Raw genomic sequence first — 23934 nt, 5'->3', positions numbered from 1 at the left:
AGAGATGTTCATTCCAGATGTCCTAAAGGCTCAAATGATTATCATGGCTGTTGGCCTAGTGGTGGTCATGGCCTCAATCCGAGACGAATACCGAGCCAATCCCTTATCGCTCTTGGCAGCTACAGCGCTAATTTATGCGGCGATTTGTGCCCCAGCAGGCCTTAACTATTTTCAGCACTTTACGCAAGGCGTGGATTTTGCACCCCGTCTTAACTTCTTTTGGAGCTTCATAGCGTACTGGTTAGGCCTGAAATGCTGTGACTGTAAACTTCCCCGGTTTCGTGTGAGCTTCGGCGAGGGCTTGAACAAATCGCTTTTTGCTTTTGGACTGTATCAGTGCTTGGCCTCATGCTTCGCTTGGAGCCAGATTGTTTTTATCTTTTTGATGCCGGTGGGCTTTCTTGCCACTCTGCTGATACCCCTTGGTGCCGTTTGGCCTCGGCGCAACTTTTGGCGGTATCGGCACCACGGGCGAGGGCTGTACGAGCTGGAATGATATGGATTTTGGACATCTGAATAAGGCCCCTATAACAACGGTGTAGGGGTCTTTTTTATAGAGAATGTCAAGGAAAAAGAAATGGCAAGAAAAGAGAAATGGTCGGTGAAGCTCTGGGGGATGAGAAAGCACCTCAGAGCTTGGGCCGTAGCAATGGTGCTGATTCTACTAATGCAGGTCAACGCCCTGGCAACGGTGGGCAATACGCCAGTCGGGGGCGCAACTTACCGATTTGTTCAGCTCAAAAATGGTGAAACAATCGAAGCTCAAGCAATGCCCGGTTATTATCGATCGGATGCTGTTGTGGCCCGGTTTGTGTCCGACCTTGTAACGCTGGGATACCGCTGGGATACGTCTAAACAGTATGTAGAGGATAGAAAAATCCTGTTTCCCGCCACTTATGCCGCTGTGGGCCATCTCTTTGACCAGCCCACATTGCTTAAATGGGGCATTGACTTCGCTACGAAGTACGGGAAAGTGCAGGGCGGCACCCAGACACTGCAGAACTCATACGCACTGCTAACAAGTGATCCGGTTGTCGAGGATCAGGGGAATGGTCTTTGGTTTGTCGAAGTCCGGGCGATCCGGTTTGCAACGGATGGCAAGGAAAAGATTTTGGGGCAAGAAAAGCTGCATTTTAAGTTTGCTGTTAAGGCGATAAACCCCAACACTCAAAGCTATTGGACCTTAGCCGATCAGGCGTTAAACCCCTACATGGAACGCTTTTGGTCTGATGGTCTAGCAGTAGTTGATTTTGTTGATATGCATGGGTGATCACGGTGAAACATTTAACTACTTTTTTTCAGGGCTGTTCTAGAACCTTCCTCGGGTTTACCAGGAAATTTGTGACACCTAAGCGGGCGTTTCTTTTCGTGGTGGTGCTTTTACAGTTCCTAATTCTTCAACGAGTCTCTAACCCGGATGTCGGCGATTATCAAGCCTTTAGTCAATCTCAAGGGGCGCGTAACGGTGCCGAAGCTCAGCAGATTGATCCGAATGAAGCCCAAGCCCGCATTGCCTCATTTGCTGCAAATCTCATTAAGTCGGGGTACGACTGGCAACCAGGGCAAATGGTACAGGAAGGCCAAGAGATCTATCCTCGAAACTTCTATTTAGCCTCGCTCTACTTCGATATGGAGTCAGATTTACGCCAAAACTGGCTGTTAACGAGGGCCAGAAGCTATGAGCGTCAAGGATTTAGCTTCGATAAGTTCCTCAAGGGTAAATACCTGTCAACGGTTGAGCTAAGCGGTAATCCCCAGGTCAAAAAGCTTTCAAAGTCCCAATGGCAAGTCGATGTGAGGGGGGTCCGGGTGGCGGTAGCTACTGATAAAAACGCCAAAGGGGCAGCATTCAAAGAAAAGCTCAGTTTTACTTTTCGTATCCAAGAGCAACAGCCTAGAACAGGCCATGAGTGGGGTCTAGAGCAATCAACCCTAACCCAAGCCTTGAACAAATTCCAAACAGACGGTTTGAAAATTATTGAATACAGAGAGGAAGTTCGATGAGCCAAGTTGAAGCACAAGAAGGGAGAGAGATTTTCACTACCCAGGAGCAAGATAGCGTTATCGAAACCTTGGCCCAGCCGATAGAGGATGATAGGCCTATCTCGACAATTGAGACGGGTATTGCTCCAGAAGGCCGAAAGACCCATGAATGGTTTAAGAGTACCTACTTTTATGGAGCTGTGATCCTAGTTTTTGTCGGCGTTTCGGCTATTGGGGTTCATCGGGTATTTACCGGCAATCGTAAGCCTAAGATTGTGGTGGCTGGTGAAACTGAACAAATTGCAGGTTTAAAGGCAAAGATAAGCCAGTTAGAGAGCGAGAAGTCCCAGCAGTTGGGGGATAATTCATCGTTGACCCAAGGGGCGCAATTTGAGTCGATACCTTTAGAAGGTCAGCAAAACCCCAATGCCACGGGTAAGCCAACGGCTCAACAGCCAGGAATAGCAACAAATCCAGCGGCTAGACCAGGGACGACAACGACAGCACCCCAGACACCCCCCAGAGGACCGGCGAGAGTGCCCGCTAGAAGGACGGTGACACCTCGAAACACAGTTCGCCTTAACAGACCTCGCTATACAGCCCCAGCTCCAGTGAGAGCATATAGACCGGCTGTTGCACCGGCTAAGCCTAGGACAGCGCTCAAAGCTGAGCCTAAGCCAACGTTAGAAAACTGTGTCGAGTTTTTGCAAGGCGGTATCAATGTCCCTGCTTGTGCAAAACATCGGATTAGTATCAAGACTCAAGCCCCAACCAAGCCGATCACACTCGGTCAGACAACACCAACGCCCACCACTCCCAAGCCCATTAAACCCGTTAAGTTGACGCCTTATAAGCGACCCATTAAAACTGCTTACGCTAGGCCCTCAGTAGTCAAAGCTAAGCCAAGTCATCAGGTCAACTTCTTGGCCGGTGAGATCCAAACGATGGATCAATACGATCAGGAATTTAGCGGCTCTAATTCGCCTACCTCATCCAATACGCCTACAGTTTCTAAAATGTCCGCTAAGGTTGTCAGACATGTGGAATGGAGATCACAGGATGAGGCTCAGAGGGTCATTATTCCACTGACGATCACTAGTGGGCCGCACAAGGGGCAGTCAGCAGAGGCCAAGATTACATCTCTCAATGGAACTCAGTTCACCGCAGAGCTGACAAAGCTCAACAATCAGCCAGTTGGGCCAGGTCAATACATGATCGAGCAGAAGAACACCACCTATCTTTTGGCCCAGTACAAGACCCAAGGCGGTACTAGCTTTGGCAATCGAATCCTGGGAGCTGCGTTGGCCGTTGGCGGCGAAGTAGCGTCAGATCAGTTAGGCAATGTCCGGGGCGGCAGTCACATTTCTAACTTGGTGCCTAGAGGGCAGCAGCGAGGGCCGACCGGCCAATACTGGAAGTTTTCGGGCAATGTCGATATTGTTGCAAAATCCTGATTTTGATCCTCTGAAAAAAGCCCCTATCTAATCCTTGTAGCGATACAGGGATCTTTTTTTGTGAAAACCAAACGAGCAACGGGGGTGATGGCTTCTGTATTGATAGCCCTATCTCAGTCCTTCCCAGTCTTAGCCCAGACTCAGCAGACTGTAGGATACTACCCAGCTCATGAGCTTCGGAATATACCAGGGCTAATTTATGACCCCCCGGCTGAGGCGTATAGCCCTACATTTAATAGCATTCCAGGGGCAACGGCACCGGGTAATATCATTTCACCTAATCCGGGGGAGTCCAGAGCATGGAAAACAGGGGCACCCATCACGGATGTCGTTAAATTCAGAGATTTAGATCCAAAGGTAAACCCTCAATTTGCAGGGTTCACAAAGTACACGTTGCGAGATTTTAATCAGAATGTTGGGGCTGATATCGGTGGCGTCCCGCTTAAAGACGTTCAGCTGGTCAATGGGTTGAACCTTCAGCAGCTCAAGACCATTTATAACAACGGCAACATTAAGATTAAAGACAGCCTTCCCGTCGTGCAAGCCTTGGTAGGTGTAGTTTTTGACCCTCAAGGCGCACAAAAGCAGTTGCAAAAAAACGCTTTGTCTACGGCTAAAAAAGCGTTGCTCAATCGCCTAAGAAAAGAGAAGTCCCTTAAAGACGTTCCCCTTGAGAAAATCTTGGATGGAGATTGGCGAGGCACGATCACAGAGGGCGAAGCGCTGTTGTTAAAGGAACTCAAAGACGATCTCCCCGAACATATTCAGCGGTTACCCATTGGAAGCTTGACCATTTCTGTGATTGAGGGGGATTTTGCAGCAGTCCGTCAACAGGCTCAGGACTACGCTGTAAATGAGATTTACGATCTGACGCTGGATGAAGCCTTACAGCGATTTCCAGACCTTCAGAAAGTCCCTGTAGGCTCTATTGCTAGCATTGCTAATCAGCCCTTAGATCAGTCGTTGCCTCAGATTGCCGATTTAGCGATTGAGAATATACCAGGAGTTGAAGATAAGTTTCTCTCTGCAGTCCCTGGATTAGGTGATAGCCCGGTGGGGGCATTACTGGGTGATGTAATTACGGCCTTTATTGCGGGTGACGTGTTCGCTAAGTTCGATATTTTGCATAGTGGTCAGCAAGGCCCAGAAGAGTTTCTTGGAAGGCCTTTGAGCGGCGGCACTCCAGACAATAAGTTTAAAGTTATCCCTGGTATCAAAAGCACCGATAGCAAAAGCAAGGATCCTAAGAAAGGTTTTCCTAGATGGGAAATGCGGCCCGCTGTGCCTGGGGGCCTGCTTGGAGGTGAGCCGATCCTTGGTAAGGAATGGATGGGCCGAACTCAAAAAGTGCCAGGATGCAAAGGAATCCTCTGCATTTTTGGTAAGTGGGAATCAGCCGGTATTAAGCCGGTGAAAAGCGCACCTGTTAAATTTAGTCTTGGAGAGCTAGAAGAAAACGCCAACGGTCCCTCTACATCTAGGGTCTGGGTTGATTTCCAGAAGTGTATCGTTGTGTTCTTCACCAAGCACTGCACCGCGCACATTATTAGTTTCAAGACGCCCTGGAAAGTAAAGAACGGTAGCTTGTTCCCTGTCCTGGCACGGCGGCGAATTCAAGATTACTTCCCCGGTGTTGATACAACGAGCAGAACAGTAGATTTCTGTCAGGTTCCAACCTTTTTGACCAGCGACAGCCCTCAAACTGCAAATGCCGGTAGTAGCCCGCCAAAAGGAGAGAAAGAGGCCTTCGATCAATTCAAACAAGCATCCTCAGCGATAGGTATTGAAATTGACCGAGACCCCCAAGGGAGGTTGTTGATTGACCAAAACAATGAATTAGCCACCATATCCTGGGTTAAGCAAGAGGCAGGTACTTACGGCTTCCAGGTCCAAGAGGAAGGAAATTCAATCACATTCAATTACACGGGTATAACGCACCCATCCCCTGCGGCTAGTCAAACGCTAAGCAATGATGGGTTCTCAAGCGCCTCTAAACCTGGTGAGACTTTAGCCCCTACTTTATCCGGGATACCCGGACGACCAGACCTTGGCCCTGTTGCTAGCGCTCAAGTCCCTAGCCAGACATCAAACCAGGCATCAACCCAAGGGAAACAGGCTCAGACGGTGGGACAGTCCGCATGGGGCAGCAGTAAGGATATCCACAATCTAATTTTGACTTCGGCTCTAGAAAGTACCGGGACTCAAAACCAAGTTGATGTCGCGGTGGCGATCATGAATAGGGTTGTATCACCGAAGCATCCCAATACGATTACAGACGTTGTTTATCAGCCTAAACAGTATCAACCTAATTTCGGGTTTAGCCCTGTAAACACCAAAGAAGAAGCGATCGCCCGGATTGCCCTCAAGACTGGCAGCATCCAAAGTGCGATTTCTGAGTATGAGACCCTTGAAGCTGCCCTCAATGACCCAAATCAGATTAAAGCATCTCAGATATTTTTAGGCGGTGCAACGGATTTTAGAGGCCAAAAGTTACTACACAACAGCAAACCCGGTGATCCATATCGCGGGAATGTCGGGGCTAACTGGTATCTGCAGGAGTCGAGGGACGCCAGTGTTGCAGCAACAACCCTAGGGGTCTTAGGGATTGAGACCACCGCCGCAGATATCGCAGCTATTGAAGCGGCGGCGGTTCAAACGGTGGCGAATAGAGCGGCTTATTGCAGTCAAATTGGCGCGTTAGCCAGTTCTCAGGGCGTGCCTACTGGGATTATTCAACCAGAGGGTAACGGCATTGCTACGGGTGACTTTGGTAATCCTAACCCTGGCTATCCGGTCACTAGTCGCTTTGGTCACAGGAGCTTAGGTTGGCATGGCGGCATCGATCTCGGTACACCTGTTGGCACCCCTGTAAATGCTTCTGACGGTGGTATCGTTGAGGAAATCGGATACCAAGCGGGTGGATACGGAAATTATGTCATTATCAACCACAAAAACGGCTATTCCACCCTCTACGCTCACCTGAGCGAGGCTCAAGTTAGAGTAAATCAAAAGGTCACTAAAAACACACCAATCGCCCTCAGTGGCAACACTGGCCGAAGCACTGGCCCTCATTTGCACTTTGAAATCATTAGGACAGTCAATGGTGTTACACCCCGTAAAGGAAGCACAATCAATCCTGAATTTTTAGTTAACTTTAATTGATAAGGATATTTGACTCCATGAAATACAAACTGCTTTTACCCCTTGTCTTGCTGTTTGTGTCCATCCCTTTGTCGGCCAGAGCTGACGTTAATAGCTGCACTCAGAAGCTAATTAAAGAAAGGATAGTGTTCAGCCCGTGGGCATTCACGGGCGGCGATCATGTTGCAAAGACCGAATACAACGGCGCAACGTACCATCTTATTTACCTGATAGATGAGGCAGGCCGGGAAACAACCGTAGTCATAAAGGAAAATTCATCTGTCTGTGAAGCTGCTTACTACAACCCTACGGGGGGCGGGCGAGATGCTGAGGAAGTCTTACCTGGCCCTGTCTTCAAAGCTTTAGTGCCAGCGGCAACAGCTCGAAATAATGAACGGGCCAAACAAAATCAGGCCCTTGAGCGCGAGATTACCGAAGAGTACAGAAGACGAAAGGGCAATTGATAAGCCTAGTAGTGTCGCGACGAGGCAACCCTAGGCCAACAGCTCAAGGCAATTCAGCTCCCTAATTTTGGCCCACCACAACAAGCCCCTATACCCCTAGTAGAGACAATCTATATGGGGTAATTTTGTGCAATCTTCTACCCAGCCACCACCAAGGCCACCACAGCCAGGACAACAGCAAGGCTTAGGGACTTTCGTTGGTCCGATAATCGCAGTCGTGATCCTTGTCGTTTGTGTGTTTATCCTGAACGGCAAGCCTAAGACTGAGATCCCTGACGGAATGCCTAATGCTCGTTTCTCAACCAAGGATGAGATCAGAGCAGGGAACCGAGAGGCACGGCGGCAAATTGCCAAAGGAGAATTAACAGAAACAGCATTTGAGCTGAACCCAGAAACCGGCATCACATTTGCTTTCAGTAATCCAGGCGGCGTTTTCCCTGGTCTATCGGGTACGGGTAAATCAAAGAATTTTATAATCCCAACACTCAGATCGGCAATCAAGCAAAAGCATTCAATTTTTGTCACTGACGTTGAAGGAGAGCTGATTAAAGCAACAGCGGCATACGCTCACGCTAACGGTTACAAAGGTCGAATCTACGCCTATGCCCCTGGCGTTCAGTCCCTATCACCCCTTGGCAAGCTTGTACAGTTTGGCGGATCGTTTAACTTCCTGGAAGTGATGAGGCATCCAAACGACAAAGCGAAGGCCCAAGAGATTAGCAGAGGCCTCAACGTCAATACCCAAGAGGACACGCAAAAACGCCATGCCTATTTTGGGCCACAGAGTGATGCACTGATGGAAACGGCCCTGATGTTGGCTAAAGGATCCAGATACCCTGACATGCTCATGGTTTGGGCCATCATTACGCTACCGGACTTAGCCGAAAGGTTGGACATCGCAGCTAAAACAGGGCGGCTTGGCAAAGAGCTTTCGTTCTACGCTAAACAGTCCAGCGCTGGCTTAAGAGCGGTTGCAAGCCAAGGTAAGGGCAAAGGAGACAGCCCCTCAGCCTCGATCCAGTCGAGCGCGTTTAATATGTTCTCAAAGTTCATTGATCCTGAAGTAGCTAAGGCCTTCCTGCCCTCGACAATTCCCCTTGAGCATTCGGGACCGTCGATCGTCTATTGTCGGCTCGATCGGACTCAGCTTAAAGCTACTTCCCCGCTAGTTGCTACAGCCTTGCACTTATGGCTCAACTACAATCTTGACCCTCAAAGAAACAGAGACAGAAACCTTACCCTGATTAGCGATGAGGCTAACTTTTTCATTCTGCCTGACTTAAGCGCACTCGCTAAATTGGCTCGGAAGAAAGGCGGTACGTTCTGGCTTGCCTACCAGCAAAACAGCGCTATGGAAGAGGCCTACGGCAAAGCTCAATGGAAGGGAATTGAGGCGAACCTGAAGAACAAAGCCTATTTCAATACGGGTGAACACGATTATCACAAAATCGTTTCTGAGAGCTTAGGTAAGAAGACCATCGTTATCAATACGGCCAACTCGTCTCACAGCTCGAATAATAGGACTACCGGATCAAGTGATCAGCTTAAAGAGGTTCCATTAGTTCCCGCTGAAAAGCTGGACGAGCAGAAATTAGCGGGACGTTGCGTGATATCAAGCGCTTCATACCCTCACCCAATTAGCTTTCTAGATAAGCCGATTCCTTACGATCCAAATTCCAAGACGGCCAAAATGGAGAAACAATGCGTAAAGGCTTGGGAAGAAAAACTGTTACCAGCTTTGCAGGAAGAACACGCAAGCAATCAAACCTCTTTTACAGATCCCGAAACCGGGAAAGTAACCACCGTCACCATTGAAGATGAGATCGCCTTAAGAGAGCGAGTAGCCAATTCCCTGCTACCACACCCCGACGTAGTAAGAGCTAGGGAGTTAGCCGCTAAGAAAGCCAAGGAGAAGGCCGAGAAAGAGGCACAGGCCCAAGCACAGGGTGACGATAAGCCCGTTACTGTACTGCCTCTATAAAGCAAGAAAGTAGCAAAGGAAGGCAGAAAAATATGGACAACTTATCACAAAGATACGTGGACGACCACAGCCTAAGCCAGGACGGTCATAAGGCAGGCCAGGTAAGCGAAAAGGCGGTAGAAGATTCACTTAGATTGCTGGTGGAAGGGATCTATTTCCTGTACCAACAACGACAGCAACAGGTGAAAATTTCGTACACGTCACCGGATGATTTATTTAACAACGTCAGAGATGCTTTAGCCGTTGGTACTGACGACAAGACCCTAAGCGTCTTTATGGATCAACATCAAGCTGTGCAGATGACGGCCCAACAGTACCCGGAAAACGTGGAAGGCCTAAAACAAGATGTTATTGCCGACGCTAAACAGGATCTATTAGTCGAACAGCAGAAGAATACCCCAGAGTTTAAGCAGGCGTTGGATTTAATGCAAAAACAACAGCAGGCCCCAGCTCAATCCCAAGGCCAGAGTTTTTGATGTTTGAGGTTTGGCCCCTATCAAATACGTGTACACCTATGAGGATCTGCAATGGCAAATCCTATAAACGATAAATACCAGGAACTCAGGCGAACAGAGCAAGAGATTTTTGACGAGTACCCCCTGTTAAAGGTGGGTAAGCCGTTGATTCAGACTTTAGCCATGCCTGCCTTGGTTGCTGGTGCTGCCACTCACTTACCTTTAGCCGGTCCAGCGGTAGCCGGTGCCATCGGCCAGGGGACTGATTTTATCCAAAACAATCTGCATGGTCTTAGGGAGGCTCAGCTCACAAAGCACTTTGCAGAAATGCGTCAAAACATACAGCCCGGTTTTGCTTACTGGGCACGGCAACGGGCTTTTGATGATTGGGCGACACTCCGAAGTGCTGACTTGTTAGGCAAGTCGGACATGCTGACCCGGCCATTAGCGGGTTATCTCGCCCCTACGGCTGTAGGTAAGGCAATGATGGACGCTGGGCCAATGGTGGCTAAATATGTGACCCAACTACCAATCTCTACGGCCATCGGTCGAACGATTGACCAAACCCAGGCCATATTCTCAAACGTCCAAGATTGGATCCACAGCTCCTATCAAAACATTAGAGAGTATGGGATTCATGCAGAAAAATTTGTCCAAAAGGAGCTTAATAAGTTGAGTAATAATCAAGATCCTAAGCAAGCTAATCAGCAGAACGTCTCCCAGGAACCTCAAACCCAAAACGGTCACAAGGTAGATGCACCGGCAACGGTACTAAGTAATAGTGAAACCCAGATCGAACCGGAGACGACCCAGGCCAAACAGGAGAAAAAACCAGAGCAAACCTTAAGGGATGAACCCCAGAAACAGGCACCTGATGCAGATCTACAGGAAACCCCAGAATATCTAGACGATGGCATCCCAGAGTTCTTAACAAAATCCAAGCAAGAACCAGACAAAATCGCCCAAGACTATTTTCAGGCCCTGGCCTCAGAGATAGCCGGCAAGGGTATGAATGCTGATGGAATGCGGTTCTTCTTTAATAATCAGGAGGTATTCAGACTGTCAGATGGTCAGCCAGACCTAAACCATACCAGCGTCTCTAATGAACAGATGGCGGCGTTCAAGGCAGCACTAGAGGATCCTGCTAACTTCAAAGGCACTCTTGAGATTAGACAGGGCAATAGGCTGTTGCTGTCGATTATAGACGGCCAAGTTTTCGATCCAATGCAAAAAGTTCAAGACTTGTTGCAAATTAAGATGACGGCACCGGCTGAAACCATCCCAGAGACTACAACACAAGGGTTTTATCAGAAGGCCTCTGAGGGCGTACAATCTACGGGCATTGATGAGGTGGTTGATATCGCTAAGAATGCCATAAATAACGGGCATTCACAGGCTGAAATTACCTCGATGTTGCTGGAGAACAACCCACACATTAAAGCGATCGAGAGCAAACATGGCCCAGATATGGCCCGTGATACAGCACATGACCTTATTCAATCGGCGTCTGATGAGCTGCTGATGGCTAGGCCTGATATTCAGCAGGATCAAGCTCAACGGCAAGAACACAGCCAGCAACAAGATCAGACAGTCTCTCAAAGTTTCTAGCAAGAAAACGTAGACTAATGGTAAAAAAGGGGTGATAAGGTGTGTCGCCCCTTTTCGCTAGCCAACATCCAGCGAGGCCAAAACCAATGTGCGAATGGACAAAGGAAGATTTCGCGAAAAACTCCACTCGACTAAGGATTCCCTTTGCAGATTTCCGAGAATGCGGCGTTGAAATTACCTCCTTTGATGTCGCTTTCAGATTTGACCGAAAAGTGGACCTAGAAGCCATCAACAAGGGACCGGTGCCAGGGGAGACCAGAGATAAATCTTCCCCCGCTTATATACCCGTGGAAGAGCCAGCCAGCCCAGTTAGTGCGCCTGTCGCTGTCGCCGGTCCTTCCTTTCCTTTGATTCCCGTTGTGGGGATTGCGTTTGTGATTGTTGGCATGGGTCTTGTTGGCTTGAAGGTGAGGAACCTTGTGCGGGCTAAGGCCAAAGCTAAGGAACAAGAACCGGCCTAGAACCCAACTGAATAACCCTGAGATTGATTATCTGAAAGGGTCTGCTCTGGATAGAGTAGGTCTTTCTCTTTGAGTTCTTCGGCTAGCTGTTCATAAACCGAATGCTCGACCAGCTTTGTCACCAATTCATTAGGTGGCTTACCAGAGGCCAAAATATCCTGATAGATCCCATGGGTTTTGTGGATAGCCAGCATATAGCGCTTATAGTCCCCAGGTTCAGCCGATCGCATGTGATCCGAAGCGGACAAGAACCGATGGGCATCATTGATGGTTGCGCCGTTATCCGGTGATAGGCAATAGCTGTAAACTTCCATGTCCAGCCGTTCTTTAGGTATGTCGCCGAAGCGTTTTATAGCCCGCTTGGTGATGGCGTTGTACTGGGTTCTATAGTGACGCTTAATTTCAGCATCAGGCCTAACAGCATTTGCGATCGCAAGGTTATAGGCTTTCGGGCCAGCTTTCACAATTAGATCGTCCAGGCCTTTACCTAGCTCTGGCTTCCATTGGGCAATCTTGCAGACAACTCCCCTAGTCTGCATTAGCTCGATTGTTCTCACCAAATCTCGGCGCACATTTAGGATGCTCGATACTTTCGTGTCTTGATCAAAGGCCAACGTGATTTGCCTGCCAGGTTTAGCCAAGGCCTTGCCGTATTCCGTAAGCTCTCGCTGGGGTAGTCGCTCGTCATGTTCATTCTTAGCCCGGTACAAGGCAGTCACACCGGGCAAGCCTACGGTTAGGTGACCTTGGCTGAGGGATGCCCATGTCTTTTTCAGGCCTTCTGTGATGACAAGGGGCAGATTGTATTTGTCCGCGACAGACCAGATACCTTTAGTCCGCTCCTCTGCGGTGGGACTGATACCGTTACGCTGATAAATCCGTTCCTCAATCTCATGGGGAATATGAGGTAAGAAGACTTGTTGATCTACCCCTTTCGGCGTTTCATACTTATTCTCTTTGCCGTCAAAGATGCGGGGGGTTTTAGGTTTGACCTGGCAATACTGGGATGGTTGAGGATTGCCCTCAATGACTGAAAGCAAATCAACGCCACCATAACCAATCCAACCCCCACCTTGAGCAATCCGACCATATTCTTTTTCATGGTCATAGACGGTATGGCCTTCCACTGTCGAAGCACCGTGTAGATATTGTTTCATTTTGCCAGTAACTTCCTGGCCTTTGCCGTATTTGGACTTGGTAAACTCAGCCTCCAAGAGGGCTGCAACTAGTGGGTTATCACGGATAGATCCATAAGGATCGGGGGCTTCACTTCGGAGATGGTTCGAGGTCAATAGGTTGGGGTGAATACCGCTACCTTTCATCTCGGTCCATGTGTCCTCATCCAAGCCAAAGGGCCGTTCTTCCTTGTCATAGGTTGGACTCCAGCCCGCATGGGGGTCAAATAGTATCTCTAGTGCGTTCTCTTGAGCATTGGACTGTGCAACCCACTCTTGGAGCTTACTCAGGTCCTCCGTAAATACGGTCAGGTATTTAGTCTTGTTTCGGGAGATGCCAACATAAAAGGATTCTCTAGCTGAGGTAGGGTTAAGGCTAGCAATATAGAGGGTTTCTGAGTTGGTACTACCTTGTGATCTATAAGTGGTAGTGGCCCAGTCATGATCTATCTGTAGGGGCTTGGTGAGGTCTAAGTGATGCACTCGACCGTGTTTGTCTTTGACCGTTGCAATCTGATCTTTGATATCGGTGCAGGTCAAAAAAGCATTATTGTGAATATCCTTTTTCATGTTGGTTGAAGTGAACCGGAGCTTATCACCAACAGCAATTTGATTGCGCCTTGTCGTATAAGCCTGGGTTAACTCATGTTCTGCAGGATTGATGGTGAAATTCCGACCGCCCAGTGATTGGACCTTGAGTTTTTTGCCCTCCACGGCGAGGACTTTATAAGGGACATGGGTCTGCAATTGGGTATAGAGTCGGTGCTTCTTGTGCAGTACCAGTAAATCGCCCTTGTTATAGTTCTCGGCCCGTTTCTTTTGGGCCTTAGATAGGTTTCTTCGCTGGAGCTGGGTGAATTCTGTATTCTTGGTAAGCTGGCCTTCCTTGATAAGCTCGGCTCTTAGGAGTTTGGTAAAACCAAACCGCTCAGCATTGGTCCCCACCACAACGAGAGTTTTGTCTCGGCGATGTTTAGGCTTCTCCATGTAATAGGCAACGGCACTTGTGAGCTTGGTTTCCGAGTCCTCGACTTCTCTGATATTTCCATTTTTTTCTAAGGCTCTGAGAGCCTCAACCCCGTGACCATCGGCGATAAGCTCAACGGCCCTAAGCTGTTCTTTGTTTTGCTGTCTAATGATCTGGTCAAGGCGGTGAACTGTGACCCCTCTATTCATCAGCATTCGTACAGGCGCACCAGCAGAGATAGAGGCATTCTGACCCGTGTCGCCGACAAACCAACACCTAGCCCCCACCTGTTCGGCTTTCTGAAGTATCTTCTCCATGTCTGCGCTGCCAAACATGCCCGCTTCATCAAATATCCAAAGCTGGTTAGCCCCTTCTGGGGGTGGGCTGACAACAAAGCTGGCTATGGTTGCCCCCTTAAGTCCAAAGGCCTCACTGATTTGATGTTTGGCGTTGTGGGTAGGTGCAAAAACTTTGATATCGACATCCGGGGGTAACTGCTCTCTTGCAAGGCCGAGAGCAGTTGTCTTCCCCGTGCCTGCTAGTCCCTTTAGGATTTGGTACTGATCTGAAAAGCTGAGTAAGCGTTTCATGGCTTCGGCCTGACCACTGTTTAACATCGTGTCGCTAAAGTCAGCGGTTGGGTTCAGCGGTTCAACCTTACTATCCTTAAACAGGACGATATCTAGAATTCGTTGGTCTCTATCGACAGCGGTCTGTGTAGTCAGTCGGCCATCCCAGGCAGTTAGCAAGTCCGGGTGCTTGGATATCTCGGTGTTCAAGGGCTTCTCATCAAAACTTCGGAGGTGAGAGAACACAAACCGCTGTATGTCCTCGGCATTGAACGAGGATTGATGTTCTGTTAGATGTTCGATAGCAGCGTCTAAAAGCTCTCTGGGTGTCTCTTGGCTTTCAGGCTTGATAGGTTGATCGGAAGGAGTTAGGCCATGGAAACCGACTGAGGCCATCTCTTCTCCCCATCTTTCCTGCTTCTGCTCTAATGACTCCGTAATATCCTTGCCGATTCGAGTCTCAAAGGTTGCCTTCTGTCGATTTTTTGGGGTGTTGCTCCAACCTTTCTCTTTTAAATAATCCTCGATTTCCGTTGAGCGCTTACTGAATTTTTTAATCTGCTCATCTGTAGCCCCGGCAAGGTCAAAGCCTGTTTTTGTCTCTCGGATTTCATAGCCCAGCTCTTGGACTTTGAGGGCCATCTTCTGGTCGTACAGATCGCCTAAAATACCGCTTCTAATGAGAGGCTCGATATACATAGCCCTATATTCACCGTCCGGGCATAGGGTGCCGTTGAAAAGAACGACATGGGTATGTACATGCGGATCCCCAGCTCTGGTTTCATGGTGGTGGACGAGGGCAGCGGCGATGCTGCTTGTCTTCACAACTTGGCGATCATTGTTGGCCTGAATTCTAGCGGCGGCGTAGCGTTCTTCTACGATGGCCAGCACTTCCTTGATAGTCTCAACGTGGGCATTCCAGAGTCGCTTATCTCCGTTAGGTCCGTGGATAGACATGCTGAGAGATTTACCAGGAACAGAGAATGTAAGGTCGTAAGCTAAGCGTTCTTGGCCCTTTCCCTTGACCTCATTTCGCATACGCCCGCCGTTGGGAAGGTTGCCGTAAAACATCTCCGTGAAAAGCTCGGCAGAGTAATGCTCATCCGGTGCCATGCTGCCAAACCATTCTGTTTGAGTCATGCTCTGAATTTCTTTGTTTTGGCTGTAGTAACTCTCTTCTTTGGTGTAGTACTTGGCCCCATCCTTGATATTTGAGTTGATGGTGGTAATGTTTAGCATAGACTAGCTCAAAAAATTGTTGGCCTATATTTATATAGATAGGCAAATTCTTATGAAAGGCCAAAAATATAGTAGATGGTGCAACAATGATCAAATATCAAATTATGTATCTGCTTAAAAATCACTAACATCTTCTCTCTAGGTCAGTGGCTAATACTGTTGATTCCCTCACCCTCTTTGAATATGAGTGTACGAATGAGAGCTACACCATAGATCTCGGTGATGATGTGCCACTGACATTAATGCTTATTCCTGCAGGGGAATTGTGGATTAGTAATGATGAAAATGAATCAGGTGACACCCAAGATAAACAACGCCAAAAATGTATCCAATTACCTCAATTTTTGATGGGAACTACACCTGTTACTCAGGAACAGTGGCGGGTAGTAGCCGGGTATGAAGAACAAGATGGAACTGTAGATCTATCACCTTCAGCATTCGAAAGTGATGACTTCCCTGTAGAGTCGGTAAGTTGGTATGAAGCAGTAGAATTTTGCAAGCGCCTGTCATCAAAGACTGGAAAAAATTTTCACTTACCTAGTGAAACCCAGTGGGAATATGCCTGTAGAGCTGAAACTCAGACTGCATATCATTTTGGGCAAAAAATCACTCCCAAACTGGCAAATTACTTAGAAGATGAAATGATAGGCCAAACAAGTGCTGTTGAAAGTTATTCCCCTAATCGTTGGGGGTTATATGATATGCATGGCAATGTCTGGGAATGGTGCCAAGACTACTACGGCTCTGATTACCTTGACGTGCCATCAGATGGTAGCCCCTTTTGGGAGGGGGATAGAATTGATGACTCTAGCGTTATTCGCGGCGGCTCCTGGTACAGCTATCCGTGGGATTGCCGCTCTGCTTGCCGCTCCTACAACTCCCCCGAGAGCCGCCTCAGCCATATCGGTTTTCGAGTAGTTTGTTCAGCGCCCAGGCCTCTTCAGTAGCCCTTTACCCTTTTTCCCTCTTGCAATTTTTATAATGACTGGAAATCTGGCTAGTTCAGCGTCCTTTTGCTAAATCAGCATAGATAGCAATTGTGATTCCTAAACTAATGAGGAAGAAAGATTCAAAGGCTATTAAAATGATGATTGGGGTTGGGCAATTAGTACTGGATAAGCAGAATAGAACTATTGCTGCTAAGCCTGAAAAAACAAAAGCAACTTCGTCTACTAATAGCTGTAAGTATTTGCGACTTGTTCGTTTAGAATCGCTGCGATGAGCTTTTTCCCAACCAAACAAAGATTCGGAATCTGCAGACCCTTCAATGAGATTAGAAATCCTTTTTTCAAGATTGTGTCTAATATAGCGACCTATCGCTGAAATCTTTTCATCATTGACTACATAGGTCCAGCCCATAACTATACAGACCCAAGGAACAACAAGTAATGCGTTTGTCCCGTTATCGTTTGTTAGGGCAAAAGAAAGGATTCCACCAAAAAGACCTAATGTGACATAGAGTAGATTGTCTCGAAATCCGATTCGACTATTTTGTTCAGCTTTGAGGACACGATATTCTTCCAAAAATATTTGTAATGTTTTCTCAGTTCGATCCATTATTCTAAATATGGTATTACCTAATCACTATACTTGTATTTTCTACTGAGCATTAGACTAGAAACCCTAAAAAAATCACAAATTTGAATGGTTCAGGATTCCTTGAAAGCCGTCATTCTGACAGCATTACCCGTTGAATTTAAAGAAGTAAGAAAGTTTGTCGCCGATCCCACGCGCATTATTCATCCTGAAGGAAATCGATATGAGAAGGGGACATTTAAAGCGAATGGTCGCATATGGACAGTAGGCATCGTGCAGACTGGAGCTGGTGACTCAAGATCTGCCCTACAAACAGAACGGGCCATTACATATTTTGATCCTGATGTTGTTTTCTTTGTCGGTGTAGCGGGAGGTCTAAAAGATGTAGATATAGGTGATGTCGTTGCGTCTACAAAAATCTATGGCTATGAATCCGGTAAGGCTGAGGAAGAATTCAAACCACGACCTCACATTGGCTTGAGTGGCTTCAGCCTGGTAGAGGAAGCCAAGGCAGAAGCCCGAAGTGAAGCACCAAATTGGTTGGCAAGAGTTAAACAGCCTTATAATACAACCCCTCGCCTTAGGGTGGGGCCAATCGCTGTTGGCGAAAAGGTAGTGGCTTCAAAAGAGTCGAACGTTTATAAATTGCTGCGAAAAAATTATAGTGATGCTTTGGCCGTGGAGATGGAAGGATATGGATTCCTTGAGGCTGTCAATGCCCGTGACAAACCACTATCCGCTATTGTGATTCGGGGCATCTCAGACTTGATTGATCATAAGAATGATGGCAAGGGGCAAAAATCTGAAGATAAGCGTCAGCAAAAGGCTTCTCATCATGCCAGTGCTTTAGCTTTTCACCTGTTGGCAAATTATGACCCTAAACCCAGAATTCCTGGAGTAGGGAAAACTTCTTATAAGGTTGAGACTAAGTTTTGGGACGATTTATTTATATGCTTGGGAGATTATGATCTAGATTTTCTTGAAGCTGCACTGAGGGAGGTTTTAGACAATCGTAAAGACGATTTACTAGGCTCGATTGAAACCTTCGCCGCGTTGAAGCAGGCCCTTATTCGGTTGGACGATCAGGTGTTGGCAGTGTCTTGGGTCGGTCATCTGATCAAAAAGTTACAAGACTTTCCTAACAATGAGAATGAATGTGAAATAAAACCTGAATGGCAGGTATGGTATGACGCTAACGCACCCACCGAGCTTGAAGTTGACCCAAAGCAAGAACCGAGTCAGAAATATCTTCTGGTCACATTAGAGCCTGTTGTAGATACGGAACCTGGTGATGCAAGTGCTACGGTAGATACCGTTCGAATTTTGGCGGAACTCTATGTTTGCGGAGAACAAACAAGAACAAGTTTATTAACCGATTATCCTAAATGCTCGATTGAACAAGTATGGGAGCACTTATCAGAAGTAATTCCCAATGCGGGGGAAGTGAGAGCGGTTGAGATTTTCTTGTCTTGGCAACATTTTGGGCAGCCTGTTCACAAATGGAAAATTTGGACGAGTTTAGGAAAAACACGTCGTAAGCCACTTTGGCGATTTCCATACAACACTGTTGTTCGCTCATTAGATCGATTATTAGATCCACTTTGGTCTGAATTATGGATTAAAGATTTAAAGGTTAGAATGCAGCAGTTAAAAACTATGCAACAACCTCTAGATCAACATACCTGTTGCGTAGAGTGTTTCACGGATGAAATATTTGAAGACGAATTACCGGAGAAACTGGTCTTTAAACTTTGGGAGACATTGCCAGAAGATATAGATGAATTAAGAAGCTTAATTTCAGGAGTGATTGAAGAGAAAGTGCCACTTTGGTTGTGGACTTATGAAACTCCTGTAAATGGGGATGAATTCAAAAAGACTGTGGATAAAGTGTTGAAACCCGAGAATTTTACGGAATCTGCTGCCTTGGGAGAGTCAATTTTGACCCACCGAAAAAAGATTCAAGAACTGGGGTTTTTATTTGATAATTGCACCCGGATACCGTGCTTACCTACATTAGCTGTCAATGAATCCGGTCGGTTGACGCAACCGACTTAAAAGCCCAAAAGATTGGTGATTCCACTATGACTGACTGGAAATTTTTTACAGCCCAACCCAATGAAGATAGGACACCCCGCCAAGCCGCCCTGAAACCTATTCAGGAGCGACCCGCATGGCGGCAGTTTATGTCACAAGCAATCTTTGAGGATAAGTGGGCTGGTGCTAGTAAAACTCGCTGGAAGCAATTGCGAGACTCAAATCGTCTTGATACTCGTTCAAAAGAACGTGGCGAAAGCTTTCGTATCCGTCAATCTGAAGGTAGGCAATCTGAAATTATTTCAGCTATAAACTCAGCCTTGGCATTGCGACGTCCACTACTTATCACGGGAAATCCAGGTTCAGGTAAGACCTCTTTAGCCTATGCGATCGCCTATGAATTACAACTGGGGCCAGTTTTGCTCTGGCCCATTACCACTCGTTCCAAGCTTTCTGATGCCCAGTATCGCTATGATGCGATTGCCCGTTTGCAGGACACCCAATTTGATAAATCGGAACTTGAACTCCAGTTGCTGCTGGCAAAGTCGGACGATCAGCCATTAGATCACAACAAAATTGATGAATTAAAACAAGGTAGAAATCTTGGCGATTATATCCAACTTGGCCCGGTAGGTACCGCTTTTTTACCTTCCCATTTACCCCGAGTATTGCTGATAGATGAAATTGATAAAAGCGAGCTGAATTTACCGAATGATCTTCTCAACCTCTTTGAAGAAGGTAGTTTTGAGATACCTGAACTCGTCCGCTACAAAACGGATGTGCCTGTTCCAGTCCGTACAGAGGATGAAGGTCTCCCTGCTGACATTGAGCAAGGCAAGGTTACTTGTTATGAGTTCCCCTTGGTGATTATGACTAGTAACGGAGAACGTGACTTTCCCCCCGCCTTTTTGCGCCGCTGTCTGCGAATCACGATGCCAGATCCTTCTGACAGTGCCGTTTTAACCCATATAGTAGGTGCTCATTTTGAGCGGAAAGACCGCCCTAAGACAGAACTGCCCTGGTCAGAATTAGAACCAAAAGTTGCACAATTGATTGAGAACTTTGCCAAGGATCTTCAGCGTAAACAGTCTTCTTTGGCAACGGATCAGCTCCTCAATTTAATTTACATGGTTCGCCAGTCTCAGCTATCGGGTTCGGGTTTGAGTGAAGAGGATAAAGAAACTGAACTTGAAATGCTCAAACAGATTTTGCTAAGGCGTTTGACCTGAGAGGCTGGCTGTAAATGAGTACTGAGCAATTTGTGTCCGCTCTGACTGAATATAAGCTAGACCCTACTGAAATAGCTGAAATCCTATGGCTGGCATTGCGCGAACCAGAGAAATTTGATGTTAGTGATGTCGATCAAGAGAACAAAGATCCTGATGACAACCTGGAGCTTGAGGATGTTGATGATGACAATCTCGACTTGGAAAATGGAAACGAAGAGGATGCAGGAAACGAAGAGGATGACGACAATGATAACCAGAATGACGAGGTAGACGAACCGGACTTTGGCGTTGCACCGGAGTTGCCTTCGGGGAAACTTCCCCAAAAAGCTTTACCCATCTCTATTCCTGACCCTGACATTCTGGATGAAACCTTACCCCTAGTCAGGGCACTGAAGCCTATCTTGAAGCAAATTGATTCCCAGTTTTGCAGTTCAGTGAATGAAGCTGAGACAGTTGAGCGCATTGCTGAAACTGATATCTGGTCCCCGATCCTAGAACCGGACCAAGAACCGTGGTATGAAGTGGCCTTGGTCATTGATAGCAGCCCAGCGATGGATCTTTGGCAGAGGTTAATCCAAGATATAAGGAGGTTGCTACGCTGTTATGGCTCTTTTCGTGATTTTCGAGTTTGGCAACTCAATGTGAAGCAGGGGGAAGTGGGCATCTGTGCTGCCCCAGATCCAGTACTACGCTCTCCTAACGCACTTTTAACTCCCGATGCTCGGCGATTGATCTTAGTCTTTAGTGATTGCACAGCCAACTACTGGTGGGATGGTTCGTTGCAGCCAATATTGTCCCTTTGGGGAGATTCAACACCCACGGCGATCTGGCAAGTGTTACCCGATTGGATGTGGAAACGAACTGCATTAGGGATTGGAGAGTATGTGGCTGTTCGTAGTCGAACACCGGGAGCAAAAAACACCAAACTAACCCCAATTTATATGTCTTTGCGATCAACTGTGAATCGTGGTCGCCGTCGGAGTGATCAAGAACCAGACCAAACCCAGGAAACCCAATCCTCATCACCAGTCTGTATTCCTATCATCACGAGTGATAGTGAATATCTTGGTGCTTGGAGCCGAATGTTAGCGGGAGATCGACGCTACTCAGCTCCAGGCTTTATGTTGCCTTCAACAGGATGGTCCGCAACCCCAACATCCAGCGAATTGGAGTCAGAAGAAATTGTTGATGGCTTGCTAGAAGACTTTCGGTTAAGGGCAACGCCAGAAGCTCGGCGATTAGCTGCGTTGTTATCCGCAGCACCTGTTATAACTCTGCCTGTAATGCGACTTATCCGTGCTTCAGATGAGTTCTTACCTGGTTCATCCCCCCTACCTGTGGCCGAGGTGTTTTTGGGAGGGCTACTAACCAAAGCACCTGAACAACCACCAGAGTTAGAGTCTGAAGTCGTACAATATCTTTTTCCAGAGACGGTACGCAACCGCCTGCTGGATGTTCTACCCAATGTAGACAAGCTTGAGGTGATCGAAAAAGTATCTCAACATGTCGCAGAACGATTGAATTGTACACTGGCTGATTTCCAAGCTCTCTTACTATCTCCTGATCTGAAAGATGAGGTAGACCAATATGGATTAAAAGCCTTTGCCAAAGTGACGGCTCAGATTTTACGTACAGCTGGGTCAGATTTTGCTGAAATCGTGCGCCAATTAGAGAGTCAACAGAGGCAAGACGATTCAGGCTTAGAAAATCGTCAAAATGAAGTGGCTTGGTTGGAAGGTTTCACCCATGAGACCCTAACCTACCAAGTTTCAGAATATATCAACTTCCCTGAACTCGAAGCATTCGAGTTTGATGAAGGGGTACTTGCCAATGACATAGAAATTCTTCCGAAAGTGCCCCTCACTACTTTACTTATCTCGTTTGATGAACGTAGTCCCAAGGCCGATCAGTACTTTGTCGACGCTTGGTTGGTGCCAAATCCCAAGAATTACAATGCCCAGACAGGAGAAGGTGTTCAGTATTTATCTACCTTGGATATCAATCGATACGGAAATGGTAGTAGCGACTCTAGATTATCTGAGGGGATTACCTTTCAAGATATTCCAAGTGTTTTAGCCAGCTTATTAGAGCAAGCCCGTACCCAAACTGAAAAGACTGTTTTCACTATCCATCTGTTTCTTCCCCAGAGTTTACTAGATTTACCGATAGAACAGATGGGCATCCCCTCTCTATCAAATACCGATGATCCTATAGGGATTGGCAGGGACTGTAATTTTGTAGTGTTGCGCTTAAAAGAGCGCGTTGAGAGTCTTCAATATACCCAAAAATTGCAATTACAGTGGGCACAGTTGCAAGAACGTTGGAACGATAATTCCAACGATGCATTTGATAATTGGCCCTTTGGTCAACCTGAAGATCTGATCTCGTTAAGTCAAGGCTCTCGATTAGGCTTGACCCTTGGCTCTGGTTTCCAAAGTGCAGAAGTTAGAGGAGTACTTGAAAATGGTACTCCAATTGTATTGTGGAGTCGTAAAGAAAAAATCACTGATAATTGGCAACAGTTTCTTAATGAGAACATCCTCAACGGAACAATGGAGCAGATTCCCATGAAGGTGTTCGCCGTTCGTCTTGCAGCAACAGAGGATAATCCATTATTCCATTGGGCTAGGGATCTAGCCTTCCTTTGGGATGATCCACTCCTTGTACCGCCTTCTCAACAAGATATCTTTCCGCCACCGTTGCAAACAGGAGATTTCACGATTTTAAGGTTGCAGCCAGAGGAATCTATATCTGATGCGATCAATGTGGAATCCTTTGATTTTACAGTTGCTAAGTTGATTTTGAGCCAGAAAAAATGGGAAACGGAACAACACCAACAGTCAGCAAATAGATATATAGAGCGGCTACTAGATAAAATAGATTTAGAAATGGTATCAATACCTGCTGGTACCTTTATGATGGGTTCACCAAACACTGAACCTGAGAGGCTTGTTCGTGAAGGTCCTCAGCATCAAGTTACAGTTGAGTCCTTTTTTATAGGCCGTTACCCGATTACCCAGGCTCAGTGGCGAGTCGTTGCAAATCAACCTCAGATTGAGCGTGAACTAGAGACTGATCCAGCTAGATTCAAAGGGGATAATAGGCCAATAGAAAAAGTATCCTGGTTCGACGCGATAGAGTTTTGTGACCGTCTTTCTAGATACACGGGCCGTGAATACCGATTACCCACGGAGGCCGAATGGGAATATGCCTGTCGAGCGGGCACCACTACCCCGTTCCACTTTGGTGACATGATCACTACTGATGTCGCTAACTACAGCGGAAGTGCTTTTGTAGATGGTCCAAAAGGTGAAAGAAGAGGAGAAACAACACCTATAGATTATTTTAGTTTTGCCAATGCGTTTGGTCTCAGTGACATGCATGGAAATGTTTGGGAATGGTGCCAAGACTATTGGCATGTCAATTACTATGATGCACCCACGGATGGGAGTGCTTGGTTGTCTGAGAATGAAAGCACTCGTCGGATGCGTCGCGGCGGCTCCTGGCTCGGCCCTCCGAGGAATTGCCGCTCTGCTTCCCGCCTCAACGACGGCCCCGGTGGCCGCGACAACCTTATCGGTTTTCGAGTCGTTTGTTCCGCGCCCAGGTCTCTTCCGTAGCCCTTTACCCTTTTACCC

General features: G+C 47.2%; 16 protein-coding genes. 14 read left to right on the top strand and 2 right to left on the bottom strand.

Translation table 11 applies throughout. The annotated features are described in order from the left end of the window. The first annotated feature begins 4 nt into the window (after positions 1-4). The 10 genes from AM1_RS31525 (at position 5) to AM1_RS31480 (ending at position 11547) form a co-directional block, all read left to right on the top strand. Complete coding sequence (locus tag AM1_RS31525; protein ID WP_041661234.1) at positions 5-496, top strand: hypothetical protein; 492 nt, start codon at positions 5-7, stop codon at positions 494-496. Positions 497-577: 81 nt separating this feature from the next. Then, a complete protein-coding gene (locus tag AM1_RS31520; protein ID WP_012167147.1) occupies positions 578-1270 on the top strand; it encodes a hypothetical protein in 693 nt (230 codons plus the stop codon). 5 nt (positions 1271-1275) lie between these two features. Then, positions 1276-2004: a hypothetical protein gene (locus AM1_RS31515; RefSeq protein ID WP_148216026.1), complete on the top strand. Its 729-nt coding sequence runs from the start codon at positions 1276-1278 to the stop codon at positions 2002-2004. Further along, complete coding sequence (locus tag AM1_RS31510) at positions 2001-3437, top strand: hypothetical protein (RefSeq protein WP_012167145.1); 1437 nt, start codon at positions 2001-2003, stop codon at positions 3435-3437. Before AM1_RS31515 ends, AM1_RS31510 begins: the two co-directional genes overlap by 4 nt. Positions 3438-3497: 60 nt before the next feature. Continuing rightward, positions 3498-6599, top strand: a complete 3102-nt coding sequence (locus AM1_RS43570) for a peptidoglycan DD-metalloendopeptidase family protein (protein WP_049783879.1) — start codon at positions 3498-3500, stop codon at positions 6597-6599. 125 nt (positions 6600-6724) lie between these two features. Continuing rightward, positions 6725-7042, top strand: coding sequence for a hypothetical protein (locus AM1_RS31500; RefSeq protein ID WP_148216025.1), 318 nt, complete (start codon positions 6725-6727; stop codon positions 7040-7042). Between the two features lie 127 nt (positions 7043-7169). Continuing rightward, complete coding sequence (locus AM1_RS31495; protein ID WP_012167142.1) at positions 7170-9023, top strand: type IV secretory system conjugative DNA transfer family protein; 1854 nt, start codon at positions 7170-7172, stop codon at positions 9021-9023. Between the two features lie 32 nt (positions 9024-9055). Then, the gene (locus AM1_RS31490) at positions 9056-9499 is read left to right on the top strand and encodes a hypothetical protein (protein ID WP_012167141.1); all 444 of its coding nucleotides are present in this window, start codon (positions 9056-9058) and stop codon (positions 9497-9499) included. Between the two features lie 51 nt (positions 9500-9550). After that, positions 9551-11086 (top strand): hypothetical protein, encoded by a 1536-nt coding sequence (locus AM1_RS31485; protein WP_012167140.1) that lies wholly within the window; start codon positions 9551-9553, stop codon positions 11084-11086. 86 nt (positions 11087-11172) lie between these two features. Then, on the top strand, positions 11173-11547 hold the full coding sequence (locus AM1_RS31480) for a hypothetical protein (protein ID WP_012167139.1): 375 nt from the start codon (positions 11173-11175) through the stop codon (positions 11545-11547). Here AM1_RS31480 and mobF read toward each other — a convergent pair. Further along, positions 11544-15497 (bottom strand): MobF family relaxase, encoded by a 3954-nt coding sequence (mobF, locus tag AM1_RS31475; RefSeq protein WP_012167138.1) that lies wholly within the window; start codon positions 15495-15497, stop codon positions 11544-11546. The two genes, AM1_RS31480 and mobF, sit on opposite strands and share 4 nt — an antisense overlap. Positions 15498-15643: 146 nt before the next feature. Here mobF and AM1_RS31470 point away from each other — a divergent pair, with 146 nt between their 5' ends. Continuing rightward, positions 15644-16444 (top strand): formylglycine-generating enzyme family protein, encoded by an 801-nt coding sequence (locus AM1_RS31470; protein WP_012167137.1) that lies wholly within the window; start codon positions 15644-15646, stop codon positions 16442-16444. Between the two features lie 55 nt (positions 16445-16499). Here the strand turns inward: AM1_RS31470 and AM1_RS31465 are convergent, their stop codons facing one another. Further along, positions 16500-17054, bottom strand: a complete 555-nt coding sequence (locus tag AM1_RS31465) for a hypothetical protein (RefSeq protein WP_012167136.1) — start codon at positions 17052-17054, stop codon at positions 16500-16502. A 102-nt stretch (positions 17055-17156) separates the two neighbouring features. On the opposite strand from AM1_RS31465, the gene AM1_RS37970 reads away from it, so the two are divergent. Genes AM1_RS37970 through AM1_RS43565 form a run of 3 tightly spaced genes read left to right on the top strand, consistent with a single transcriptional unit; the run spans position 17157 to position 23916 of the window. Continuing rightward, positions 17157-19088, top strand: a complete 1932-nt coding sequence (locus AM1_RS37970; RefSeq protein ID WP_187152977.1) for a phosphorylase family protein — start codon at positions 17157-17159, stop codon at positions 19086-19088. 26 nt (positions 19089-19114) lie between these two features. Next, a complete protein-coding gene (locus AM1_RS31455) occupies positions 19115-20296 on the top strand; it encodes an AAA family ATPase (protein WP_012167134.1) in 1182 nt (393 codons plus the stop codon). 14 nt (positions 20297-20310) lie between these two features. Further along, positions 20311-23916: an SAV_2336 N-terminal domain-related protein gene (locus AM1_RS43565; RefSeq protein ID WP_012167133.1), complete on the top strand. Its 3606-nt coding sequence runs from the start codon at positions 20311-20313 to the stop codon at positions 23914-23916. The last annotated feature ends 18 nt before the right edge of the window (positions 23917-23934 follow it).

This window comes from Acaryochloris marina MBIC11017, from assembly GCF_000018105.1.
Classification (GTDB): Bacteria; Cyanobacteriota; Cyanobacteriia; order Thermosynechococcales; family Thermosynechococcaceae; genus Acaryochloris; species Acaryochloris marina.
The sequence above is the reverse complement of the archived record's forward strand: the minus strand, read 5'-3'. Positions and strand labels throughout refer to the sequence as shown.

Coding starts and splice junctions, on each gene's coding strand:
- AM1_RS31520 (WP_012167147.1), top strand. CDS start 578: ATGGCAAGAAAAGAGAAATGGTCGGTGAAGCTCTGGGGGATGAGAAAG.
- AM1_RS31480 (WP_012167139.1), top strand. CDS start 11,173: ATGTGCGAATGGACAAAGGAAGATTTCGCGAAAAACTCCACTCGACTA.
- AM1_RS31490 (WP_012167141.1), top strand. CDS start 9,056: ATGGACAACTTATCACAAAGATACGTGGACGACCACAGCCTAAGCCAG.
- AM1_RS31465 (WP_012167136.1), bottom strand. CDS start 17,054: ATGGATCGAACTGAGAAAACATTACAAATATTTTTGGAAGAATATCGT.
- AM1_RS31455 (WP_012167134.1), top strand. CDS start 19,115: ATGACTGACTGGAAATTTTTTACAGCCCAACCCAATGAAGATAGGACA.
- mobF (WP_012167138.1), bottom strand. CDS start 15,497: ATGCTAAACATTACCACCATCAACTCAAATATCAAGGATGGGGCCAAG.
- AM1_RS43565 (WP_012167133.1), top strand. CDS start 20,311: ATGAGTACTGAGCAATTTGTGTCCGCTCTGACTGAATATAAGCTAGAC.
- AM1_RS31510 (WP_012167145.1), top strand. CDS start 2,001: ATGAGCCAAGTTGAAGCACAAGAAGGGAGAGAGATTTTCACTACCCAG.
- AM1_RS31525 (WP_041661234.1), top strand. CDS start 5: ATGTTCATTCCAGATGTCCTAAAGGCTCAAATGATTATCATGGCTGTT.
- AM1_RS31485 (WP_012167140.1), top strand. CDS start 9,551: ATGGCAAATCCTATAAACGATAAATACCAGGAACTCAGGCGAACAGAG.